Source organism: Nocardiopsis valliformis DSM 45023, assembly GCF_000340985.1.
Classification (GTDB): Bacteria; Actinomycetota; Actinomycetes; order Streptosporangiales; family Streptosporangiaceae; genus Nocardiopsis; species Nocardiopsis exhalans.
Genome location: NZ_ANAZ01000040.1, coordinates 26,337 through 47,065, shown reverse-complemented (window position 1 = coordinate 47,065; position 20,729 = coordinate 26,337). Strand labels below are relative to the sequence as shown.

Below are 20,729 nucleotides of genomic sequence, written 5' to 3'. Positions count from 1 at the left end.
CGCTACACCTCCGCCGAGTACCGGTCACGACAACCGGGACAGCAGAACCACGACTCCCGGCCGCCGACCTCCAGCCGCGGGGTCGTGGGCCCCACGGTCACGGTCATCCCGCAGACGGGGTCCACCGCACTCTTCACGGCGGCCCCTACCCGGGTCTCCGGGGTGGTGGTGTCCTCGTGGCTCGGGAGGGCGCTCTCCACGTCTGGGGAGGGTGCGGGCGAGGAGGGGAGGGCGGGCGGGGCGGCCAGGCCCTCCACCCGGATCTCCCGGGTGAGCTGGGCCAGGATCGACAGCGCGATCTCCGCCGGTGTGCTCGCCCCGATGTCCAGTCCCACGGGGGAGTGCACCCGCCCCCGTTCACCGTGGCCGAGCTCCATGGAACCCAGCACCGCGGCGCCTCGTCGCTGCGACGCCACCAATCCCACGAACCCCACTCCGGCGTCCAGGGCGGCACGGATGACCGCGGCCTCGTCGCCACCGTGACTGGCCACGACCACCGCGGTCGCACCCGTCACCACGGGGGTTCCCGCACCCGCCTCGATCACGAACCCCAACGGTGGTGCGAGCTCCCGCAGCACGGACACGATCGGGGAGTCACCCACCACCCCGATCACCGGATCCGGCAGACGGGGCCGCAGAAAGATCTCCAGGGCGCCGCCGGACAGGCAGGGGTTGACCACCACGTGCGCACCCGGGGTCTCCGGGAAGGGCTCTTCCTCACCCGGCAGCACCCGCAGCAGAACACTGCGGCCGTCCCGGATCGCCCCGAGGGCGGCGGTGCGCACCGAACCCTGCGCGCACTGCCCGCCCACGAAACCCTCGATGGAACCGTCGGACAGGACGATCGCCCCGTCCCCGGGCCGGACCGAGGCCGGGACCTGCGCCCGGACCACGGTCGCTTCGACGAAGGGCACTCTGTCGGCGAGTAGTTCGCGCCCGCGGTCCGACAGGTCAACGGCGGCCATCGCGTGGCCCACCCCTTTCTGGATGCTGCTGTCGGTGGTGCTTCCCCGCTTGGGCGGAGCACCACTGCTTCGGTGCGGCCCGTGGGGCCCATCCCGGTCCGGCCTCAGAACGAGGGACCGGCCTGACCGCGCATGGCGTCCCACACCCGGGACGGGGTGAGCGGCATGTCCGCGTGGCGCACCCCGAACGGCTTCAGCGCGTCCACAACCGCGTTCACCACCGCCGGGGGAGAGCCCACCGTCGCCGATTCGCCCACACCCTTCGCACCGATCGGATGGTGCGGGGACGGGGTCACCGTGTAACCGGTCTCCCAGTCGGGAACCTCCAACGCGGTCGGCAGCAGGTAGTCCATGAGCGAACCGCCCAGGCAGTTGCCGTCCTCGTCGAACGAGATCATCTCCATGAGCGCCATCCCGACCCCGTCTGTCAGGCCGCCGTGCACCTGACCCTCGATGATCATCGGGTTGATCCGGGTACCGCAGTCGTCCACCGCCACGAACCTGCGCACCTTCACCTGCGCCGTCCCCGGGTCCACGTCCACCACGCAGATGTAGGCCCCGTGCGGGTAGGTGAGGTTCTCCGGGTTGTAGCAGACCTGGGCCTCCAGGCCACCCTCGATCCCCTCGGGCAGGTCACCGGCGCCGTGGGCGCGCAACGCGATCTCCTGGATGGTCACCGACCGCTCGGGGTCGCCCTTGACGGAGAACGCCCCCTTGGTCCACTCCAGGTCCGCGACCGACACCTCCAACATCCCCGAGGCGATGATCCGCGCCTTGTCGCGCACCTTGCGCGCCACCACGGCAGCGGCCGCGCCCGACACCGGGGTGGACCGGCTGCCGTAGGTGCCCAACCCGAACGGGGTGTTGTCGGTGTCGCCGTGCACGACGTCGATGTCGTCCGGCGGGATACCGATCTCCTCCGCGACGATCTGCGCGAAGGTCGTCTCGTGCCCCTGCCCCTGGGACTGCACCGACAGCCGCACCACGGCCTTTCCGGTCGGGTGGACGCGCAGCTCACAGCCGTCCGCCATGCCCAGGCCGAGGATGTCCATGTTCTTGCGCGGACCGGCGCCGACCGCCTCGGTGAAGAAGGAGACACCGATCCCCATTAGCTCGCCGCGTGCCCGCTTGTCCGCCTGCTCCTTGCGCAGCTCCTCGTACCCGGCGATGCGCATCGCCTCGCGCAGGGTGGGTTCGTAGTCGCCGGAGTCGTACACCCACCCGGTCTTGGTGGTGTACGGGAACTGGTCCGGCTGGATCAGGTTCTTCGACCTGAGGTCGACCGGGTCCATCTCCAGCTCGTAGGCGAGGCAGTCCACGATCCGCTCGACCAGGTACACCGCCTCGGTGATCCGGAACGAGCACGCGTAGGCCACGCCGCCCGGGGCCTTGTTCGTGTAGACGGCGGTCATCTTGGCGTGGGCCGCCTCGATGTCGTAGCTGCCGGTGAAGACTCCGAAGAAGCCTGCCGGGTACTTGGTCGGCGCGGCCTGGGCGTTGAACGCGCCGTGGTCGGCGAGCACGTTGGTACGGATGCCCAGGATGCGGCCCTCGCGCGTGGCGGCGATCTCGCCGCGCATGATGTAGTCGCGGGCGAACCCGGTGCTGATGAGGTTCTCGGAGCGGTCCTCCATCCACTTGACCGGCTTGCCGATCACCAGGGACGCCACGATCGCGCACACGTACCCGGGGTAGATGGGCACCTTGTTGCCGAAACCGCCGCCGATGTCGGGGGAGATGACCCGGATCTTGTGCTCAGGCAGGCCCGCCACCATCGCGTACAGGGTGCGGTGTGCGTGTGGGGCCTGGGTGGTGGACCACAGGGTCAGGCGGCCCTCGACGGAGTCGTAGTCGGCGACCGCCCCGCAGGTCTCCATGGGTGCCGGGTGCACACGCGGGTAGACGATGTCCTCGGTGACCACCACGTCGGCCTTGGCGAACACCGCCTCGGTGGCGGCCTCGTCCCCGGTCTCCCAGTTGAAGATGTGGTTGTCGGTCTTGCCCTCCAGGTCGTCCCGGATCACCGGGGAACCTTCGGCCAGGGCGGTGCGGGCGTTGACCACCGGATCGAGCATGTCGTACTCGACGTCGATGAGTTCCAGGGCGTCGCGGGCCGAGTAGTGGTCCTCGGCCACCACGAAGGCGACCTCCTGGCCCTGGAAACGCACCTTGTCGGTGGCCAGGACCGCCTGGACGTCGTTGGACAGGGTCGGCATCCACGCCAGACCCTTCTCGGCCAGGGCCGCGCCGGTCACGACCGCCTTGACCTTGGGGTGCGCCTCCGCGGCGCTGGTGTCGACGGACACGATCCGGGCGTGCGCCATCGGGGCGCGCAGGATCGCCAGGTGCAGCATCCCGGGGAGCTGGACGTCGTCCACGTAACGGCCCCGGCCGCGCACGAAACGGGGGTCCTCCTTGCGGAGCATCCTGCCGTGGCCGACGGGTTTGTGGTCGTTCACCGCAGTCATCGAACCTCCTCCTTGGCGCCGTCCGCGGCGGCCCCGCCCTCGGGGTGGGCCGGACAGCCGGCCGTTCCGTTGGCGGCGGCCTCGTGCTCCGCCGCCCAGCGCACCGAGCGGACGATGGTCGCGTAACCGGTACAGCGGCAGATCTGCCCGGAGATCGCCTCGCGCACCTCGTCCTCGGTGGGGTCGGGGTTGCGGTCCAGCAGAGCGCGGGCGGTCATCATCATCCCGGGGGTGCAGAAGCCGCACTGGAGGCCGTGGCACTCCATGAACCCCTGCTGCACGGGGTCGAGCTCGCCGTCGGTGGCCAGGCCCTCGACGGTGCGTACCTCCTTGCCCCCGGCCATCGCGGCCAGCACGGTGCAGGACTTGACGGGCTCGCCGTCCATCCACACCACGCAGGTGCCGCAGTTGCTGGTGTCGCACCCCCAGTGGGTGCCGGTGAGTCCCAGGTGGTCCCGGACGAAGTGCACCAGCAGGAGACGGCTCTCGATCTCCCTGCTGACCTCTTCGCCGTTGACGGTCATGGTGACGCGCATGCTCAGACCTTCCCGGTTCGGGCGACGGCGCGGCGCAGCGTCCGTCGGGTGAGTTCCTTGGCGAGGTGACGCTTGTACTCGGCGCTGCCCCGTGTGTCCGTGGCGGGGTCACAGCTCCGCGCGGCAATCTCGCCCGCCCGGGTGTACAGCTCCTCCGAGGGGCGTTGGTCGCGCAGGGCCTCGGTGATCCCGTCGACCCGAACGGTGTGCGGGCCCACGGCCGCCAGCCCGACCCCGGCGTCGGTGATGGTGCCGCCGTCCAGCCACACGGCCGCGGCCACCGAGGCCACAGCCCAGTCACCGGCGCGGCGCTCGACCTTCTCGAAGGCGCTGGAGCCACCGGGCCTCAAGGGAAAGCGCACTTCGACGAGCATCTCCCCGTGCCCGACGGCCGTCTCGTAGGGGCCGCGGTGGAACTCGTCCATGGTGACCAGACGCTCGCTCTCGGGTCCTCGGATCACGCACACGGCGCCGAGGGCGCCGCACACCGCCGAGAGGTCTTCGGAGGGGTCGGCCTGGCAGAGCGAACCGCCGAGGGTGCCGCGGTTGCGCACGATCGGGTCGGCGATCACCCGCTCGGCCTCACGGAAGACCGGGAAGACCGCGTGGAGCTCGTCGGACTCCAGGAGCTCACGGTGCCGCGTCATGGCTCCGATCCGGACCTGTTCCTCCTCGACCCGTACGTACCCGAGCTCCCCGTGGAGCTCGTTGATGTCGATCAGGTACTCCAGGTCGGTCAGCCGGAGTTTCATCATCGGCAGCAGACTGTGGCCGCCCGCCACCAACCGTGCGGACTCACCCAAGCGGTCCAACAGACCGATCGCGTGGTCGACGCTGGTCGCGCGTTCGTACTCGAACGGTGCTGGGACCTGCATGCACGACTCCTTCGCGTTGGGTGTGAGGCAGTGCACACCCAGTCGTGGGCGGAGGTCAACGCGGACCTAAGGGGTCGCTTAATAACCGGGAGAAGCTCCGCTCCGGCTCCGTGCACGCGAAAACGGAGTGCGGTCGGGGGAGCGCGCGGTGATACTGCCTCGTATGTACTCGGACGACGACCTCGCCGCGCTCTACGACGTGCTCAACCCGTGGGCTGCCTGCGACGACTTCTACCTCTCCCGCGTCATGGCCGCCGAGGCCGTGCTGGACGTGGGGTGCGGGACCGGGATGATGCTGCACCGGGCCCGGCAGGAGGGGCACACGGGTCGGCTCTTCGGGATCGACCCGGACGCGCCCTCACTGCGCAGGGCGCGCACGCGCCAGGACGTGGAGTGGGTGGAGTGCAGGGCGGCGGATATCGCCTGGAAGGGCGAGTTCGACCTCGCGTTCATGGCGAGCAACGCCTTCCAGGTGTTCGTCACCGACGACGAGCTGCGGGACTCCCTCGCAGCGATCCGCGCGGCGCTCACGCCTGGCGGGCGGTTCGTGTTCGGCACTCGTAACCCGCAAGCGCGAGCCTGGGAGAGATGGACACCGGAGAACGCCGCCGAGGTGGTGGACCACAACGGCAGGGAGCTGCGGGTGGAACACCGGATCGAGTCGGTGGCGGAGGGCGTGGTCACGATGACCGAGACCACCGCCACGCGTGCGGGCGAACCTCTGCGGGTGGACCGGAGCGTGCTGCGCTTCCTCGACACCGCTGGGATCGACCGGTTCCTGGCCGGGGCCGGGTTCGAGGTGGCCGAACGCTACGGGGACTGGCAGCAGGGGCCACTGACCGGCGCGAGCGGCGATATCATCACCGTCGCCCGCGCCGTCTGAGCCTCCCGGGCCGCTAGCGTTCCTCCGTGCGGGGTGGATCCGGTTCGGAGTTCCCCTCCGGAGTGTTTTCCGCTGTTTCCTCCGGAGAGCGGTCTTCGGAGCCCTGGGCGGACTCGTCCTCACCCCAGCCGGTCGGGTAGCGCTTGCCGTCGGGGACCTCGTCCCAGTAGTCGGGTGAGCGGACGGCCCGTTCCGCCTGGCGCTGGACGATCCTGAAGACGCCCAGCACCAGGAAGATGATCACGACGGGCACGGCCACGGCGATCAGGGCGCCGAGTGCGGGCCATTCGAACACCGGCCTCACCTCCTCGCCCCTGAGCCTCCCCGCTCACCCGGGGGTTCACCCCTGCGGGGGAGTGCCTGTCGGGGTCAGCGGATCGGCAGGCCGGTGATGGTGCGGCCGATGATGAGTTTCTGGATCTCGCTGGCGCCCTCGAAGATGGTGAAGATGGTGGCGTCGCGGTGCCAGCGCTCCACGGGGTACTCGCGGGTGTAGCCGTTGCCGCCCAGGATGCGCAGGGCGTTCTGGGTGACGAAGGTGGCGGTCTCCGAAGCGTAGAGCTTGCTCATGGAGCCCTCGGCGTTGGTGAAGTCCTTGCCGTTGCGGGCCATCCAGGCGGCGCGCCAGACCAGCAGGCGGGCGGCGTCGATGCGGGTGGCCATGTCGGCGAGCAGGAAGGCCACACCCTGGTTGTCGCCGATGGGCCTGCCGAACTGCTCGCGCTGGACCGAGTAGTCGCGGGCGTACTCATAGGCGGCGCGGGCACAGCCCACGGCCATGGCGCCCACGGTGGGCCGGGTGGCCTCGAAGGTCTTCATGGCGGCCTGGCCCTTGGAGCGCTTGCCCTCGCGGGCGCGGGCGAGGCGCTCGTCGAACTTGTCCTTGCCGCCGATCAGGCAGGAGCCGGGTACGCGCACGTCATCGAGCACGACCTCGGCGGTGTGCGAGGCGCGGATGCCGTGCTTGAGGAACTTCTGGCCCTGGGACAGGCCGGGGGTGTTCGGCGGGATGATGAAGGAGGCCTGGCCCCGCGATCCCAGCTCGGGGTCGACCGAGGCGATCACCACGTGCACGTTCGCGATACCGCCGTTGGTGGCCCAGGTCTTGACGCCGTTGAGCACCCACTCGTCCTTGGCCTGGTCGTAGACGGCGCGGGTCTTGATGGCGGAGATGTCGGAACCGGCGCCCGGCTCGGAGGCGCAGAACGCGGCGAGCTTGACGTCGTCGGCGGTGCCGAACATCTGCGGGGCCCACTCGCCGATCTGCTCGGGGGTGCCGGTCTTGCTCAGGGAGGCGGCGGCCAGGCCGGTGCCCATGATGGACAGGCCGATGCCGGAGTCGCCCCAGAAGAGTTCCTCGATCGCCACCGCCATGCCCAGGCCGCTCTCCTCGAAAGCCTGGGTGGCGAAGAAGTCCAGGGAGTACAGGCCGATCTTGGCGGCCTCCTGGATGATCGGCCAGGGGGTCTCCTCCCGCTCGTCCCACTCGGCGCCCGCGGGGCGGATGACGTCCTTGGCGAACCCGTGGGTCCAGTCCCGGACGTCGCTGATCTCTTCGGGGAGCTGGAGGGAGAAGTCGGGCATGGGGAGGGCTCCTTGGGTTGTGCGGGACACGGGTTGTGCGGGACACGGGTCGTGCGGGGGCACGGGGTCGTGCTGGGGCGCGGGAGGTCGGGCGGGGCGCCGGTGCCGGGTTGCGGGTTCGAGGGGATGGCTTGGGTGTTACCGGCGGTTACCCATGAGTATTACCCATGAGTAGCATCTGGGTTTCCGAACTGTCCAGGCGTCGGCGGACCCCCGGGTGGCGGCCGCGGCGCGGGTCGGGCGGCGGCTGAGTGGGGCGGAAGCCGGGTTGTGGTGTTTGTCCCCGGAATTCACCTGCGGAAAGCGTGCATTCGGCGGAGCGGGGTCGCTCGTGGGGCGGTCGGCCCCGCCGTCGCGGAGATTCCGGGCGTCGGCCGCGGTGTAGCGGTGCGTTCAGGGGTGCTCTGCCGCATTCCCGAATGCCCCCGGTGCGCCCGGCTCGCTTTTCCCGCAAGAGCGCAAATCGGAACCCTTTTCCTGGAAATCCGGAATGTTAGGCTCCTTTGTGTTCTAGATCACACCGTCGAGGAAGCTGCCCCAGGAGTACACATGACCTCCGTTCCCGGCACCGCTGACGATCCCACGAACCGCACCCTTCCCGAACTGTTCCTGCGCAACGCGCGGGAGTACCCCGATCTGCCCGCCCTGTCCTGGCGCGAACCAGGCACCACCGACTGGACCACCCTCACCTGGTCCCAGGCCCACGACACCGTCGCCGCACTCACCGAGGGCTACGCCGCGCTCGGCGTCCGCCCCGGCGACCACGTCCTGCTCATGATGGGTAACCGGCCCGAACACTGGCTCTCCGACATGGCCCTGGTCCACGCCGGAGCCGTCCCCACCACCGTCTACTCCACCGCAGCCCCCGAACAGATCAGCTATATCTGCCGGCACAGCCGTGCACGCCTGGCCGTGGTGGAGAACGCCGACGCGGCGGCTCACTGGGAGAAGCTCCTCGACGACCCCCGGACCCCCCTCGAAACCCTCGTGGTCGTGGACGGGCCCGACCCCGGACGCGGCCACACCCCCTACACGGGTCTGGCCGACACCGTGCCCGCCGGGGCCTTCGAGCGCCGGCACGACCTCACCCCCGACCGCCTCGTCACCGTCGTCTACACCTCGGGAACCACCGGCGACCCCAAGGGCGCGGCCATCACCCATCGCCAGGTCCTGGCCCAGGCCACCTCCCTCGACGCCGCCGTGGACCTGCCCGACCACCCCAGCCACGTCTGCTACCTCCCGCTGGCCCACATCGCCGAACGCCTGCTCACCCTCTACCTGCCGCTGTTCCGCGCCTCGCACGTATGGATGTGCGCCGATCCCGCCGCCCTGGCCGGGGTCCTGCCCGAGGTCAGACCCCCGCACTTCGTCGGGGTGCCGCGCGTGTGGGAGAAACTCGCCACGGCCGTGCGCGCCTCCCTCGCGGCCCTGCCCGAGGAGATCGCCACCGTCATCGACTCCGCCCGCGAGGTCGCCACCGAGTACAACGGGTACCTCGAACGCGGCGAGGAGGTCCCCGCCGAACTCCGGGAGCGCTACCAGGGCGTTCGGGAGTCCGTGCTCACCCCGCTGCTGGCACGGCTGGGCCTGGACCGGGTGATCCTGCCCTCCAGCGCCTCCGCACCCATGCCCGTGGACGTACTGCGCTTCTGGTCCTCCCTGGGCATCAACGTCATGGACGTGTGGGGGCTCACCGAGTCCGTGGGCGTGGCCACCCTCAACAACCCCGCTCCGGGCCGCCACCGCCTGGGTTCGGTGGGCCGTCCCATCGACGGGGTCCAGATGCGGGTGGCCGAGGACGGCGAGGTGTTCCTGCGCGGCCCCTCCATGTTTCGGGGCTACCTCCAGGCGGACGGCTCCGTGGTCGCGGCCGTGGACGAGGACGGCTGGTTCCCCACCGGTGACGTGGGCCGGGTCGACGACGACGGCTTCCTGTGGATCACCGACCGCAAGAAGGAGATCATCGTGACCTCGGGCGGTAAGAACGTCTCGCCCGCGCTGGTGGAGAACACCCTCAAGGAACACCCTCTGGTCAGCCAGGCCCTCGCGCACGGCGACAACCGGCCCTTCCTGGTGGCGCTGCTGGTCCTGGACCCCGAGATGACGCCGCTGTGGGCCCGGGAACGGGGTATCGATGTTGGGGGCGCCGACCTGTCCACCCACCCCGAGGTGCTCGCGGAGGTCGAGCGCGCGGTGGCGGCGGCCAACGCCCGGCTCAGCCGACCCGAACAGGTCAAACGCCACCGGGTCCTGTCCGGTGAGTGGGGCCCGGACACCGGGGAGCTGACCCCCTCGCTCAAACTCCGCCGCCGCGTGGTCGTGAACCGCTACACCAAGGACCTGGAAGCGCTCTACCAGGACTGAGTTCCCCTACCGGGGCAGCCCGCCACCACCGCTGATCGAACCGGGGGCGCCGCCCGAACCGCGGCGCCCCTGGGAGTCAGGTGATCAGCGCTGGGGCCAGCCGGGCCAGGGTTCCGAGCAGACCGCACTCCCCGGGCAGCGGCTGGGCCACCACGTGGTCGGCTCCCGCGTCCAGGTGGGTGTGCAGCACGGCCGCGACCTCCTCCGGGCCGCCCTGCGCCACCAGGTCGTCGATCAGCGCGTCACTGCCGCCGTCGGCGAGGTCCGCCTCGCTGAACCCCAACCTCTCCAGGTTGGCCGCGTAGTTGTGTATCCCCAGGTAGAAGGACATCCCCTCCCGGGCCTGCCGACGGGTCACCTCGGGGTCGGCGCCCAACACCAGCTTGTGCTCGGGCGCCAACAGGGGCCCGTCCCCGAGCACACCGCGAGCCATCCGGGTGTGGGCGGGGTTGACCAGATAGGGGTGGGCGCCGGCGGTGCGCTCGGCGCTCAGCTCCAGCATCCTCGGCCCCAGCGCCGCCAGCACCCGGCGGTCGGCCGGTACACCCGCACGGTCCAGCACGTCCAGGTAGTCCCGCATCCCCCGCAGCGGGGTGGCCGCCTCCGGGCCGTCGACCTCCCGGTGCCCGGCCCCGATCCCCAGCAGGAAACGCCCCGGGTAGGCCGACTCCAGGCGGCCGTAGGCTTCGGCGACCTCCTCGGCGGACTCGGCCCAGATGTTGACGATCCCCGTGGCCACCGCCAGCCGCGACGTCGCCGCCAGAGCCGTGGCCACCGGCTCCAGGTCGGCTGAGGGCGACCCGCCGAGCCACAGCGTGCCAAAGCCCAGGCGCTCCACTTCGGCGGCCACGTCCTCGTCGAGGTCCTGCTGACGGAGCCACACGCCGTACCTGCCCAGGTCGACCGGTGTCGCGTCCAGACCCATGGCTTCTCCTTGGTGTCCTCGGTGCTGTCAGTGCGCGGGGGGAGGTACCGCCACCAACCTACGGCGGGAGACCGGACAGCGGTCGAACCCTCGCCGTGGCCGCGGCGAGCGGTGTAACCGCGACTTCGTCTTCCGGCAGGGCGACAGGAAGTATCCTGCGGGAGCAGGCCCCTCCCCGCGGGCATCTCCTCACCCCCTGGAGACGGCATGAGCGTGCATCCCCTCCTGATCGACGAGGCCGACGAGGTCGTCACGGTCCAGCAGGACTACGACAGCGGCACACCCATGGACACCTACCACCTGGCTCCGGGCCAGACCCGGACCTTCGGCCGGGGCGGCCGCAACCGGGACGTGGACATGCGGCTGGCCGCTGGAGACCGTGCCGTGCACCGGCACGCCGGGGACATCATCTCCCACGGGGACCACTGGCGGATCAGCAACCTCAGCCCGAACAAGTCCTACATCGTGGAGAACACCGAGCGGCTGGCCGGGTTCGTCCAGGTCCCCCCGAACACCCACGGCATGCTGGTGCCCTTCGAGACCTCCCGGGTGCGCATCCCCGGGGCCGAGGGCGAGCACAGCTTCCTGGTGATGGCCCCGGCGGCGTGCAGCGCCATCCTCGTCCCCGGCGGCGACCTGCAGGACACCGACGGCTGGGAGGACAGCACCGGCGAACGCACCGAGGCCAACAGCTTCCGTATGGACCGCTGGCACACCTACTACCGGGTCCTGGTCGCCTACTGCGAACCCCGGCTGCGCGACGTCACACCGCCCGTCCCCACCCAGCGGCAGGTCGCCGAACGCCTCAACATCGGCACGGCCGCCGTCAACGCCCACGTCGACTACCTGCTCAAAGACAAGTTCAAGGTCGAGCTGGAGGGCGGCGGCCACGGACAGGGGTGGCGCGCACAGGTGCTTATCGAGAAGGCGCTCTATTTCGGGGTGGTCACCGAACGCGACCTCGTGATCCTCGACCAGGAGAACGACACCCCGAAAGGTCTCGGATAGCGCTCTCGGACCGGTTCCCGCAGCATGGTCATACGCGCCCCCTGCGAACCCGGGCGCGAGCCCGCCGGGAGCGGTCAGGGAGGGAACAGGGCGCAGGACGTGACCCGTCAGGCCTGTGGGGCAACGTCCTGGAACCCGACACCGTGCTCACACGCGCACACAAGCTCCGCACCCCGGTGGTGTCGTGCCGACGACGGCACGGCGAAGGTGCGGGTCGGTTCAGCCGGAACCGCGACCCCGGCTGAACCGGCTCCGCACCAACACCGCGCTGAGCCCTGCCCTGCGCCAACACCCCGGGTCAGGGCTCAGCGCGGCTCTGCCCGGAAGGGGTGCAGGCGGGCGGCGGCTCCGGCACGCACGCATTCGGTTACCTCGTCCAGCAGTGGTGACCTCAGGTTCCAGCGCTGCCAATACAGCCGGACCTCCACCGGGCGCTCGGTGGACAGCCCGACCAGGCGACCCGACTCCAGGTCCCGGGCGCACTGGTGCTCGGGGACCACCCCCCAGCCGAACCCCAGCAGCACGGTGCGGGCGAAGTCCTCCGAGGACGGGATGTAGTGCCGTGGTCCTCGGGAGGGGCTTCCGGTCAGGTCGCGCAGGAAGCGGTCCTGGAGGTCGTCCTTGCGGTCGAAGTTCACCACCGGCGCGTCCAGGAGGAGTTCGGGGTCGCCGCTGACGTACCGCTCGGCGAAGGCCGGGCTGCACACCGCGTGGTAGCGCATGATCCCCAGCCCTTCCACGGAGCAGCCCTGGACGGCCTCCGGGGTGGATGTCACCGCCGCCATCACCGCCCCCGAGCGCAGCAGACTCGTGGTGTGCTCCTCGTCGTCGCGGTGGATCTCGAAGGCGGCCTCCAGCTCCGGAGGGAGCTCGGAGAGTGCTTCCAGGAACCAGGTGGACAGGCTGTCGGCGTTCACTGCGAGAGGTACCCGGGCCCAGCCGCCCTCGCGCCCCGTGGCCTGGAGCGCGGAGAGCACGTCCTGGTCCAGCAGTAGCACCTGCCGGGCGTAGCGCAGCACCGCGTCGCCCGCCTCGGTGGGCACGACCGGGTTGGTGCGCTGGACCAGCACCTTGCCGGCGGTCTGCTCCATCGTCCGCACCCGCTGCGAGACCGCTGAGGAGGTCACGTGCAGGTGGCGGGCGGCCGCCTCGAAGGTGCCCTCGTCGACGAGGGCGGTCAGGGTGCGCAGGTGGTCGAACTGGAAGGGCATCCGGGCTCCTGACGTGCTCTCATAAGAAACTCTTAGGTCTTATGAGAAAGTTTAGCTTTACTGCATGAGTTGGGTGGGGCAGGCTTTCCCACGTGAACGACACTCTTCTCCCCGCACTGATAGGCCTGGGCACCGGCCTGGCGCTCATCATGGCCATCGGTGCCCAGAACGCCTACCTGCTCCGGCTCGGCATCGACGGCAGGCCGGCCACCGTCCTGGCGGTGGTGCTGGTCTGCGCGGTCTCGGACGCCCTGCTCATCACTGCCGGTGTCGTGGGCATCGGCGGCCTGCTCGAGGCCCTGCCCGCGGTGATGGTGGCCGTCCGGCTGCTCGGCGCGGGCTTCCTGGTGGTGTACGGGCTGTTCGCCGCCTACCGGGCACTGCGTCCGGGGCAGGCGGAGGTCCTGGTGCCAGCGGAGGAGGGGGCCGGTCCGGTCGGCCCGGCTTCGCGGAGCGCCCTCCCGGAGCGGGACACCACCCTCACGACCAAGCCCGAGCAGGAGGGCGGCCCGAAGAGCGCTCTCGTGACCAGGCCCTCCAACACCCGCAAGCACACCGGTCTCAAGGCCGCGGTCCTCACCGCGCTCGCCCTCACCTGGCTCAACCCGCACGTCTACCTGGACACCGTGCTCTTCCTCGGGTCGGTCGCCAACCAGCAGGTCGGCGACGCCCGCTGGTGGTGGGCGGGCGGCGCCGTGGCCGGGAGCTTCCTGTGGTTCTTCTCCCTGGGCTTCGGCGCACGCCTGCTCCGCCCGGTCTTCGCCCGTCCCGGGGCCTGGCGGGTACTCGACGGGATCATCGCGGCCGTCATGCTCACCCTGGGCGTCCGGTTGGCCCTGGGAGCTTGAAGCCCGTGCTGCGTGGGGGCATCGTCTGGTGGTCGAAGGTTGGGCGTTGGCGGGCAGCACCGAGGAGCCCCAGGGTGAGTAATGGGATTGCTTGGGGGTTTTGTCTCCCGTGTCCAGGTCGCCACAACTTGCAGATTTCCATGGTCCTGCCGTCTGAAGTCGCAGGTCAAAAAGCCCCATCCCCGCGAATGCGGGGATGGGGCTGGCCCGGACCGCGCGGACCGCGAGTCGCCCCCGAACGGGTGGAACAGAGATGCCAGCGGGCTGATCGACGCCTGCCCCAAGCGTCGCGGCTTCCCCTTGAGCTGCTACGGCGTGACCGCTGAGACGGGCTTGAGCAGGGTCGGGGCCAGCTTCCAGAGGCCAACGGTGGCCAGACCCATCACGATCATCGGCACCACGAGTACCGGTCCGGTCACCACGGCCATGTCGCTGAGACGGTCCGTGAGGATCATCGACACCATCAGCACGGTGTTGTTGACGGCATGGACCAGGACAGCCGCTTCGAGGCCGCCGGTGCGCTGTGTCATCAGCGCGAAGCACACCCCGGCGAGAACGTAGTAGCTGAGCGCCCAGCCGTCCAGGGAACCGTGAACCGCACCGAACGCCAGCGAGGTGACCACCGTTGCGACCGCCAGGCCGACGCCCGGCCGTTGGAAGCGGGCGCCGACGGCCCGGAAGAGCAGCCCCCTGAAGAGGTACTCCTCACCGGCCGACTGCAAGGGGACAACGACGATTGCGACGATCATGAGCATGATGGCCGCCGCAGTGAACTGGGGCGCCCCGAACGGCATCAGCAGGTGCAACACGACCGTGTAGGCGATCCAGATCGGGGCCACGACCACCGCGGCGCGAGCCATGACCAGCCACCGGAACCGGCCCGCGACCGACGACAGCCATCGGGGGCGCTCCCGGTAGATGGCCCACTGCGCTAGGCCCGAGACGGGGACCAGCGCCGCGAGCAGCAGGTTGCCCGCCAGCCAGAACCCGACGGTGACAGTGGGATCGGCCGGGTCGAAGGGGTCCACGCCGAGAAGACGGTCCAGCGCGGTCCCGGCCGGGACGATCACGACGAAGAGTACGAGGAGCAGAGCCCCCAGGCCGACGGCGACGGCGAGGATGGTGCGCCAGAGTTGGGGCCTGGACCGCAACGCCCGTACGTAGGACGCTTCGGCGCACAGGTTGTCGGTCCGCTGCGGTTCGTCTCGGTCGAACAGCGCGTCTGCGTTCTTCGCCGTGGGGTCGTTCATGTGGTGTCCGAGTCCTTTCCTACCCGCCCGTGGCGGCGGGTGTGCCCGGATCACATTCCAAACTATGACGTAGCGTCGTAGTCAAGTTGGTTGGAAGGCGGAGAAGATGCGTTCACAGGAGTTGGCGGACCTGGCTGGTGTGACCGTGCGAACGTTGCGCCACTACCACCAGATCGAGTTGCTGCCCGAGCCGCCGAGGTCGGTGAACGGGTACCGGCGGTACACCGCCGAGGACTTGGTCCTGCTCCTGCGCGTCCGGCACCTGGTCGAGGTGGGCGTGGGTCTCTCCGACGTCCAGGAGGCGCTGGCCGAGGAGTCGTCCGCAGGGGCTACGGAGGTCCTGGACCGGGTGGAGGCAGACATCGACGCCCGGATCTCACGCCTGCGGGCCCAACGGGAACGCGTGCGCTCACTGCGCGCGCAACGGCGGGACCCCGGAGCCGCGGACGGTGTGGCCGGAGCCCTGTCCGCCGTACACAGGGCGTCCGGCCTTCCGGCGGAGGCCGCCAGGCTCGACTCCGACATCGCCATGCTCGTGGTGCACCTGTCCGGCGGAGACACCTCCGCTGTGGAGGAGGGCCTCGCCGCGATCAACGGCCTGAAGGACGCCCCCTCGTTCTTCGCCGCGATCAACGGTCTCGTCGATCTCGCTCCTGACGCCGACGACGCGGCGCGGCGGGCCGTCGCCGACGACCTGCGCCTGCACCTGTCAGCGCCCTCGCTCGCGGGCGTGCACCCGCTGCAGGGCAGGCTCGCGCGGTTGCTCGACGAGCTGCGGCGCCTGCGCCTGAACCCCGCTCAGCTCGATGCGCTCGACCGGCTGTGACTCGCCTGCGCCGAACCGTGGCGGAGAGTCCCCTGGCGCGCGGCGGACACGGAGAGCGCCCTCTGCGGCTCGGCAATCCCACAAGAGCGCTCTCCGCCGCCTCTCAGCCCTCGACCCCCTGGTAAGTGGCGTGGTCGAAGTCGGCGTAGCAGCCCGTGCCGGTCAGGTCGTGGACCCACAACCCCAGGAAGGCGCCGGTGAAACCCCAGAGGGTCGCGGTCCGGCCGTCGGCCGAGCGTTCCTCGGCGTAGTCGTCGGACAGGATGCTCGCGTCCAGCACCCCGCCCACGGGGGTCCACTCCTGACCGTCCGGGGACAGGGCGAACCTCAGCTCCGCACCGTCGAACTCCGCGCGCAGGTGAAAGCGCTTCCAATCCCGCACGTCCACCCGGTCGCCCACCTCGCGCACCCGGCCGCGGTCGGAGCTGAGCACACCGGCGAACACCCCGTCCCGCTCGTCGAACCCGACCCGCAGGTAGTGCCACTGCCGCATGTTGTAGTACGCGGTCAGGCCCGCCATCTGCTGGAAGGTGTCGGTGGAGAACTCCATCACCGTCTCCAGCGAGCACCGTTCGTGCTGGACTCGGCGGGCGACCAGGCTCGGCTTACGGGTCCCGGAGGGGGACTGCCCGCCCTGGACGCGAAGGTGGCCGGGGCGTTCGGTCAACGAGACCCACTCCTCGTCCACGTGGCGCCGCAACGTGCTCCACTCCGGGCGCAGCAGCGGGGCGTCGAAGTCGTCGCGGGCGGGAACCTCCGGCCAGGGATGCGGTTCCAGGTCGGGGCCCTTGACCTCCACGTGCGGGACCCCGCCCTCGATCCGGGGCCAGCCGTCCACCCACTCCACCCGCTGCAGGGCCGTCTCGCGCCCGCGCACACAACGACCGCGTTCGGTGAGCGGGCGCGAGGCGAGGTGGGCCAGGAACCACTCGCCGCCGGGGGTGCTGACCAGGCTCCCGTGCCCGGCCTTCTGCAGGGGCAGGGACGGGTGCTCGCGCGAGGACAGCGTGGGACCGGCCGGGTCCGCCTCGTAGGGGCCGGTGATCTCCCTGGAACGGGCGACCGTCACCTGGTGGTCCCACTGGGTCCCGCCCTCAGCCGTCACCAGGTAGTACCAGCCGTTCTCGCGGTACAGGTGCGGAGCCTCGGTGACCCGCACCGACGTGCCCTCGAAGATCACCTTCGGCTCGCCCAGGAGGCGCATCCACTCGGTGTCCAGCTCCTGGAGCACGATCCCCGCGAAGTCGTGGCGCCCCGGCCGCCAGTCCATCAGGCTGCTGAGCACCCAGCTCCGGCCGTCCTCGTCGTGGAACAGGGAGGGATCGAACCCCTTGGCGTGGATCGGCGCCGGGTCGCTCCAGGGGCCCCCGATCGAAGGGGCGGTGGTCACGTAGTTGGGCGTGTCCCAAAAACCCTCGGCGTAGTTCTCCACGTCGGTGAAGATCAGATAGAAGGTCCCGTCCTTGTAGGACAGACAGGGCGCCCACACGCCCGCGCCGTCGCGGTGTCCGGTCAGGTCCAGCAGCCGGTCCTCGGACAGGACCCCGCCGAGCGGGCGCCAGTGCACCAGGTCCCGGGAGTGGTGGAGCAGCACTCCCGGGCTCCACTCGAAGGTCGAGGTCGCCAGGTAGTAGTCCTCGCCGACCCGCAGGATCGACGGGTCGGGGTGGAAGCCGGGCAGGACCGGATTGGTGAGGGTTCCGGTACGGCTGCCGGTGGCGGGAGCGGTCGTCATCACGGCCTTTCTGGGGTGTGGCATGGAAGGGCCCGGGGCCCGGCACGGGAGTCGGGAGGGGGAGCCGGACCCCGGGGGTAGGGAAGGACCGAGGGGGTGATCGGGGCGGACGGTGTCGGTCCCGGCCCAGCCGCCCCGGGACATCGCGGCTACTTGCCGAAACCGGCCGCCAACCCGCTCAGCAGGTGCCTGCGCCCGAACAGGTACAGGGCCAGGATCGGGATGGTGGACAGCACGACCGCGGCCATCAGCCCCGGCACGTCGGTTCCGTACTGGGTCTGGAACGCCCACAACCCCAGCGGCAGAACCCGGTTGGACGCGCTCTGGGTGAGCACTAGCGGGAAGATGAAGTTGTTCCAGGCGTTGAGGCCGACGAAGATCGCCACCGTCACCACACCGGGACGCGACAGCGGCAGCACCAGACGCAGGAACACCTGCCAGGTGGCGGCCCCGTCCAGGGCCATCGCCTCGTACAGCTCCCCGGGCACGTCCCGCAGCGAGCTGGTGAGCACGATGATGGAGATTGGCAGCGTGAACGCCGCGGTGGGCAGGATGATCGCGGGCAGGCTGTCGTACAGGTGCAGCCGGGTGATGATGAGGTAGATCGGGATGATCACCGCCTGCGCCGGTACCGCCAGACCCAGCAGGAACAGCAGGAAGCTGACCCGGACCGCGCGGCTGCGGCTGCGCACGATCGCGAACGCCGCGGGTACCGCCACCAGCAGGACCAGCAGGATCGCGCCGAACGCCACGATCAGGCTGTTGGCCAGGAAACCGAGGAACCCGACCTCGAAGACGTTGCGGTAGTTGTCCAGAGTGAGGGACTGGGGCAGTGACAGCGGGCCCTGCGACATGTAGTCGCCCGGGCCGCGCAGGCTCGTGGCGACCAGGTAGTACAGGGGCACGCACACGACCAGCAGCCACAGGGCGGCGCCGATGCCGGCACCGTAGGCCGGACGCCTGGTGTTACGTGTCCTGACCCGTCCGCCGGTGCGCTCGTTCCGCGGTGCTTCGGGAGGTGTCCTGTGCCGTGTTGCGGTGGCCATGTCACATCCCCTCTCTCTGGCTGGTCATGCGCGAGTAGCCGGTCACCCGTACCACCAGCAGCGACAACCCGGTTCCCAGGACCACCAGCAGCACCGCGATGGCGCTCGCGTAGCCCATCTCGAAGGCGACGAAGCCCTGGTTGTACATGTGCAGGGGCAGGATGCGGGTGGCGTTGCCCGGGCCGCCGGCGGTCAGCAGCAGGACGGTTTCGAAGTAGGTCATGGACCCGACCAGCATCAGCACCGATGACGCGATGATCGTGTGGCGGAGCTGAGGGACGGTGATGCGCAGGAAGCGCTGGAACCCCGAGGCCCCGTCGAGTTCGGCGGCCTCGTAGAGGGAGCGGGGAACCTGCCTCGCGGCCGCCTGGTAGAGGAGCATGTGGAAGGGCAGGAACTGCCACAGCACGATGAACACGATCGCGTACAGCGCCAGCGTCGGGTGGCCGAGCACGTTGCTGTGGCTGAGCCCGAACCACTCCCTGACCTGTGCGGGGACCCCGAAGTTCGGATCGAGCAGGGCCTTCCACACCAGGGCGATGGCGGCGGTGGACAGCAACAGCGGCAGGAAGAAGACCGCGCTGACCACCGCCCGCACGCGCTGATGGCCTGCTGACCAGACCCCGAAGGCCAGGGCGAGAGGGGTCTGGGTCGCCCAGCACAGAGCGGTCAGGGTCAGGGTGATGACGAGTCCGCCGCGCACCTGGCCGTCGCCCGGGAGCGCCGACCAGTTGGCCAGCCCCACCCACTGGGGGCTGCCCAGCCCGCTCCACGAGGTGAAGCTCAGGTAGCCGACGACGACCACGGGTGCCAGCCCGAAGAGGCCGAAGAACAGTAGGGCCGGAGCGACCCAGACGAAGCCGGGCCGCTCCGTGGCGGAGGTCCTCACCGGGTCTGCTCCATGGCCTGGGCGAACTCCTCCGGGGTGAGGTCACCGAGGAAGATCAGCTGGAGGTTGGTCAGCATGGCCTCGGCCGCGGCCGGGTCCAGCGCCTGGTCCCAGGACTGGGTGAAGGTCGGTGCGTCCGAGACCAGTCCGTGGGTGAAGGTAGCGAACTCGGCGTGGTCGCTCTCCTGGAGCTGGTCCTCGATGCCCTCGATCGGGGGCACCTGGCCGACGTCGATCAGGTCGCTCACGTACTCGTCGGAGGCCAGGGTCTCGACGAGGAAGTCGATCGCCGCCTCGGTGTGCTGGCTGTCGCTGTTGACCGAGAAGTAGTTGCTGGGGTTGCCCACGATCGCGTTCGGCTCGCCCGCGCCGCCCTCCAACACGGGGAAGGAGGTGAAGCCGAGCTCGTCGTTCTCCACGAACTGGGGGCTGTCCTCCAGCTGCCGGGAGATCTCCCAACTGCCCATCAGGAACATCGCGGAGTCACCGTTGGCCAGCAGCGCGGAAGCGCTCCCATTGTCGTAGTCGACGGAGGTGAAGTTGTTGCCGAAGGCACCGCGGTCGACCAGGTCCTGGCACAGTTCCAGGGCCTCCAGGACGGCAGGGGCCTCCCAAGCGCCCTCCTCCCCGTCCACGATCGCCTGGAACACGTCCGGACCGCCGACCCGGTCCACCATGTAGGAGAACCACATCAGCTGGGTCCAGCCCTGCGCGCCGGGAAGGACGATCGGGGTGACGCCCTCCTCCTGGAGCACGTCGATCGCCTCGTAGAGGTCCTCGAAGGTCTCCGGCGGCTCCAGGCCGGCCTCCGCCAGGACGGGCTTGTTGTAGTACATGACGACCGGCTGGACCCCCAGGAGAGGGACCCCGTAGTAGGAACCGTCGATCTCGGCCACGTCCAGCACGCTGGGCAGGAAGGAGTCCCGGAACTCGGGGTTGTCCTCCAGGGTCTGCGTCAGGTCGAGGACCTGGTCCTGCTGGGTGTACTGCGCCAGGTTCCCGCCGCCCCAGTTGAAGAACACGTCGGGGGCGTTGGGGGAGCCCAACGCCACCTGGAGGCGCTGCTTGTAGGCGTCGTTGACGAAGGTGACCAGTTCGGCGGGCACGTCCTGCGCGTCGTTGTGCGCCTCGATGCCGCGCTCGACGATCTCGTTGACGAGGGCGTCCTCCAGCGCCCAGACCTGCAGGGTGTCGCCGCCACCGGGGCCTGAGGTCCCGCAGCCGGTGGCGAGGAGGAGGGAGAGGGCCAGGGAGCTACTGCCGATCACACGTATCCGGTGGGTGCGACTCATGGCGTGTACACCGTTCTTCCGTTG

18 protein-coding genes are annotated in these 20,729 nt (G+C 70.0%); 5 read left to right on the top strand and 13 right to left on the bottom strand.

The annotated features are described in order from the left end of the window. Positions 1-2: 2 nt before the first annotated feature. The 4 genes from D457_RS0127080 to D457_RS0127065 form a co-directional block, all read right to left on the bottom strand. On the bottom strand, positions 3-965 hold the full coding sequence (locus tag D457_RS0127080; RefSeq protein WP_039831960.1) for an XdhC family protein: 963 nt from the start codon (positions 963-965) through the stop codon (positions 3-5). A 104-nt stretch (positions 966-1,069) separates the two neighbouring features. Further along, positions 1,070-3,433 carry an aerobic carbon-monoxide dehydrogenase large subunit gene (locus D457_RS0127075; RefSeq protein ID WP_017583815.1) on the bottom strand — a complete coding sequence of 788 codons (2,364 nt, stop codon included), beginning with the start codon at positions 3,431-3,433 and terminating at the stop codon, positions 1,070-1,072. Beyond that, positions 3,430-3,969 carry a (2Fe-2S)-binding protein gene (locus tag D457_RS33545; protein WP_017583814.1) on the bottom strand — a complete coding sequence of 180 codons (540 nt, stop codon included), beginning with the start codon at positions 3,967-3,969 and terminating at the stop codon, positions 3,430-3,432. The genes D457_RS0127075 and D457_RS33545 overlap by 4 nt, the downstream gene beginning before the upstream one ends. Positions 3,970-3,971: 2 nt before the next feature. Beyond that, a complete protein-coding gene (locus tag D457_RS0127065) occupies positions 3,972-4,844 on the bottom strand; it encodes an FAD binding domain-containing protein (protein ID WP_017583813.1) in 873 nt (290 codons plus the stop codon). Positions 4,845-5,007: 163 nt separating this feature from the next. On the opposite strand from D457_RS0127065, the gene D457_RS0127060 reads away from it, so the two are divergent. Beyond that, positions 5,008-5,727 (top strand): class I SAM-dependent methyltransferase, encoded by a 720-nt coding sequence (locus D457_RS0127060; RefSeq protein WP_017583812.1) that lies wholly within the window; start codon positions 5,008-5,010, stop codon positions 5,725-5,727. 13 nt (positions 5,728-5,740) lie between these two features. Here D457_RS0127060 and D457_RS0127055 read toward each other — a convergent pair whose 3' ends face one another. Together D457_RS0127055 and D457_RS0127050 are read right to left on the bottom strand one after the other, a co-directional pair. After that, complete coding sequence (locus D457_RS0127055) at positions 5,741-6,022, bottom strand: hypothetical protein (protein ID WP_017583811.1); 282 nt, start codon at positions 6,020-6,022, stop codon at positions 5,741-5,743. 74 nt (positions 6,023-6,096) lie between these two features. Next, complete coding sequence (locus D457_RS0127050; protein ID WP_017583810.1) at positions 6,097-7,311, bottom strand: acyl-CoA dehydrogenase family protein; 1,215 nt, start codon at positions 7,309-7,311, stop codon at positions 6,097-6,099. A 549-nt stretch (positions 7,312-7,860) separates the two neighbouring features. Here D457_RS0127050 and D457_RS0127045 point away from each other — a divergent pair. Then, complete coding sequence (locus D457_RS0127045; RefSeq protein WP_017583809.1) at positions 7,861-9,675, top strand: AMP-dependent synthetase/ligase; 1,815 nt, start codon at positions 7,861-7,863, stop codon at positions 9,673-9,675. 76 nt (positions 9,676-9,751) lie between these two features. Here the strand turns inward: D457_RS0127045 and D457_RS0127040 are convergent, their stop codons facing one another. Continuing rightward, positions 9,752-10,600, bottom strand: coding sequence for a TIGR03620 family F420-dependent LLM class oxidoreductase (locus tag D457_RS0127040; RefSeq protein ID WP_017583808.1), 849 nt, complete (start codon positions 10,598-10,600; stop codon positions 9,752-9,754). A gap of 207 nt (positions 10,601-10,807) precedes the next feature. Between D457_RS0127040 and D457_RS0127035 the strand changes: the two genes are divergently transcribed. Further along, positions 10,808-11,608: a hypothetical protein gene (locus D457_RS0127035; RefSeq protein WP_017583807.1), complete on the top strand. Its 801-nt coding sequence runs from the start codon at positions 10,808-10,810 to the stop codon at positions 11,606-11,608. Between the two features lie 305 nt (positions 11,609-11,913). Here the strand turns inward: D457_RS0127035 and D457_RS0127030 are convergent, their stop codons facing one another. Next, on the bottom strand, positions 11,914-12,819 hold the full coding sequence (locus D457_RS0127030; protein WP_017583806.1) for a LysR family transcriptional regulator ArgP: 906 nt from the start codon (positions 12,817-12,819) through the stop codon (positions 11,914-11,916). A gap of 92 nt (positions 12,820-12,911) precedes the next feature. On the opposite strand from D457_RS0127030, the gene D457_RS0127025 reads away from it, so the two are divergent. After that, positions 12,912-13,667, top strand: coding sequence for a LysE/ArgO family amino acid transporter (locus D457_RS0127025; protein ID WP_017583805.1), 756 nt, complete (start codon positions 12,912-12,914; stop codon positions 13,665-13,667). A gap of 308 nt (positions 13,668-13,975) precedes the next feature. Here the strand turns inward: D457_RS0127025 and D457_RS33540 are convergent, their stop codons facing one another. After that, the gene (locus D457_RS33540; RefSeq protein ID WP_017583804.1) at positions 13,976-14,917 is read right to left on the bottom strand and encodes a CPBP family intramembrane glutamic endopeptidase; all 942 of its coding nucleotides are present in this window, start codon (positions 14,915-14,917) and stop codon (positions 13,976-13,978) included. Between the two features lie 106 nt (positions 14,918-15,023). Between D457_RS33540 and D457_RS37330 the strand changes: the two genes are divergently transcribed. Next, positions 15,024-15,743, top strand: a complete 720-nt coding sequence (locus D457_RS37330; RefSeq protein WP_017583803.1) for a MerR family transcriptional regulator — start codon at positions 15,024-15,026, stop codon at positions 15,741-15,743. A gap of 103 nt (positions 15,744-15,846) precedes the next feature. Here the strand turns inward: D457_RS37330 and D457_RS0127010 are convergent, their stop codons facing one another. From D457_RS0127010 to D457_RS0126995, 4 genes are all read right to left on the bottom strand, one after another. Then, on the bottom strand, positions 15,847-17,478 hold the full coding sequence (locus D457_RS0127010; RefSeq protein WP_017583802.1) for a glycoside hydrolase family 43 protein: 1,632 nt from the start codon (positions 17,476-17,478) through the stop codon (positions 15,847-15,849). A gap of 149 nt (positions 17,479-17,627) precedes the next feature. Beyond that, positions 17,628-18,524: a carbohydrate ABC transporter permease gene (locus D457_RS0127005; protein ID WP_017583801.1), complete on the bottom strand. Its 897-nt coding sequence runs from the start codon at positions 18,522-18,524 to the stop codon at positions 17,628-17,630. 1 nt (position 18,525) lies between these two features. Further along, positions 18,526-19,413 (bottom strand): carbohydrate ABC transporter permease, encoded by an 888-nt coding sequence (locus D457_RS0127000; protein ID WP_017583800.1) that lies wholly within the window; start codon positions 19,411-19,413, stop codon positions 18,526-18,528. Next, positions 19,410-20,705 (bottom strand): ABC transporter substrate-binding protein, encoded by a 1,296-nt coding sequence (locus tag D457_RS0126995; protein ID WP_017583799.1) that lies wholly within the window; start codon positions 20,703-20,705, stop codon positions 19,410-19,412. Before D457_RS0126995 ends, D457_RS0127000 begins: the two co-directional genes overlap by 4 nt. Positions 20,706-20,729 lie beyond the last annotated feature (24 nt).

Coding starts and splice junctions, on each gene's coding strand:
- D457_RS0127080 (WP_039831960.1), bottom strand. CDS start 965: ATGGCCGCCGTTGACCTGTCGGACCGCGGGCGCGAACTACTCGCCGAC.
- D457_RS0127075 (WP_017583815.1), bottom strand. CDS start 3,433: ATGACTGCGGTGAACGACCACAAACCCGTCGGCCACGGCAGGATGCTC.
- D457_RS33545 (WP_017583814.1), bottom strand. CDS start 3,969: ATGCGCGTCACCATGACCGTCAACGGCGAAGAGGTCAGCAGGGAGATC.
- D457_RS0127065 (WP_017583813.1), bottom strand. CDS start 4,844: ATGCAGGTCCCAGCACCGTTCGAGTACGAACGCGCGACCAGCGTCGAC.
- D457_RS0127060 (WP_017583812.1), top strand. CDS start 5,008: ATGTACTCGGACGACGACCTCGCCGCGCTCTACGACGTGCTCAACCCG.
- D457_RS0127050 (WP_017583810.1), bottom strand. CDS start 7,311: ATGCCCGACTTCTCCCTCCAGCTCCCCGAAGAGATCAGCGACGTCCGG.
- D457_RS0127045 (WP_017583809.1), top strand. CDS start 7,861: ATGACCTCCGTTCCCGGCACCGCTGACGATCCCACGAACCGCACCCTT.
- D457_RS0127040 (WP_017583808.1), bottom strand. CDS start 10,600: ATGGGTCTGGACGCGACACCGGTCGACCTGGGCAGGTACGGCGTGTGG.
- D457_RS0127035 (WP_017583807.1), top strand. CDS start 10,808: ATGAGCGTGCATCCCCTCCTGATCGACGAGGCCGACGAGGTCGTCACG.
- D457_RS0127030 (WP_017583806.1), bottom strand. CDS start 12,819: ATGCCCTTCCAGTTCGACCACCTGCGCACCCTGACCGCCCTCGTCGAC.
- D457_RS33540 (WP_017583804.1), bottom strand. CDS start 14,917: ATGAACGACCCCACGGCGAAGAACGCAGACGCGCTGTTCGACCGAGAC.
- D457_RS37330 (WP_017583803.1), top strand. CDS start 15,024: ATGCGTTCACAGGAGTTGGCGGACCTGGCTGGTGTGACCGTGCGAACG.
- D457_RS0127010 (WP_017583802.1), bottom strand. CDS start 17,478: ATGACGACCGCTCCCGCCACCGGCAGCCGTACCGGAACCCTCACCAAT.
- D457_RS0127005 (WP_017583801.1), bottom strand. CDS start 18,524: ATGGCCACCGCAACACGGCACAGGACACCTCCCGAAGCACCGCGGAAC.
- D457_RS0126995 (WP_017583799.1), bottom strand. CDS start 20,705: ATGAGTCGCACCCACCGGATACGTGTGATCGGCAGTAGCTCCCTGGCC.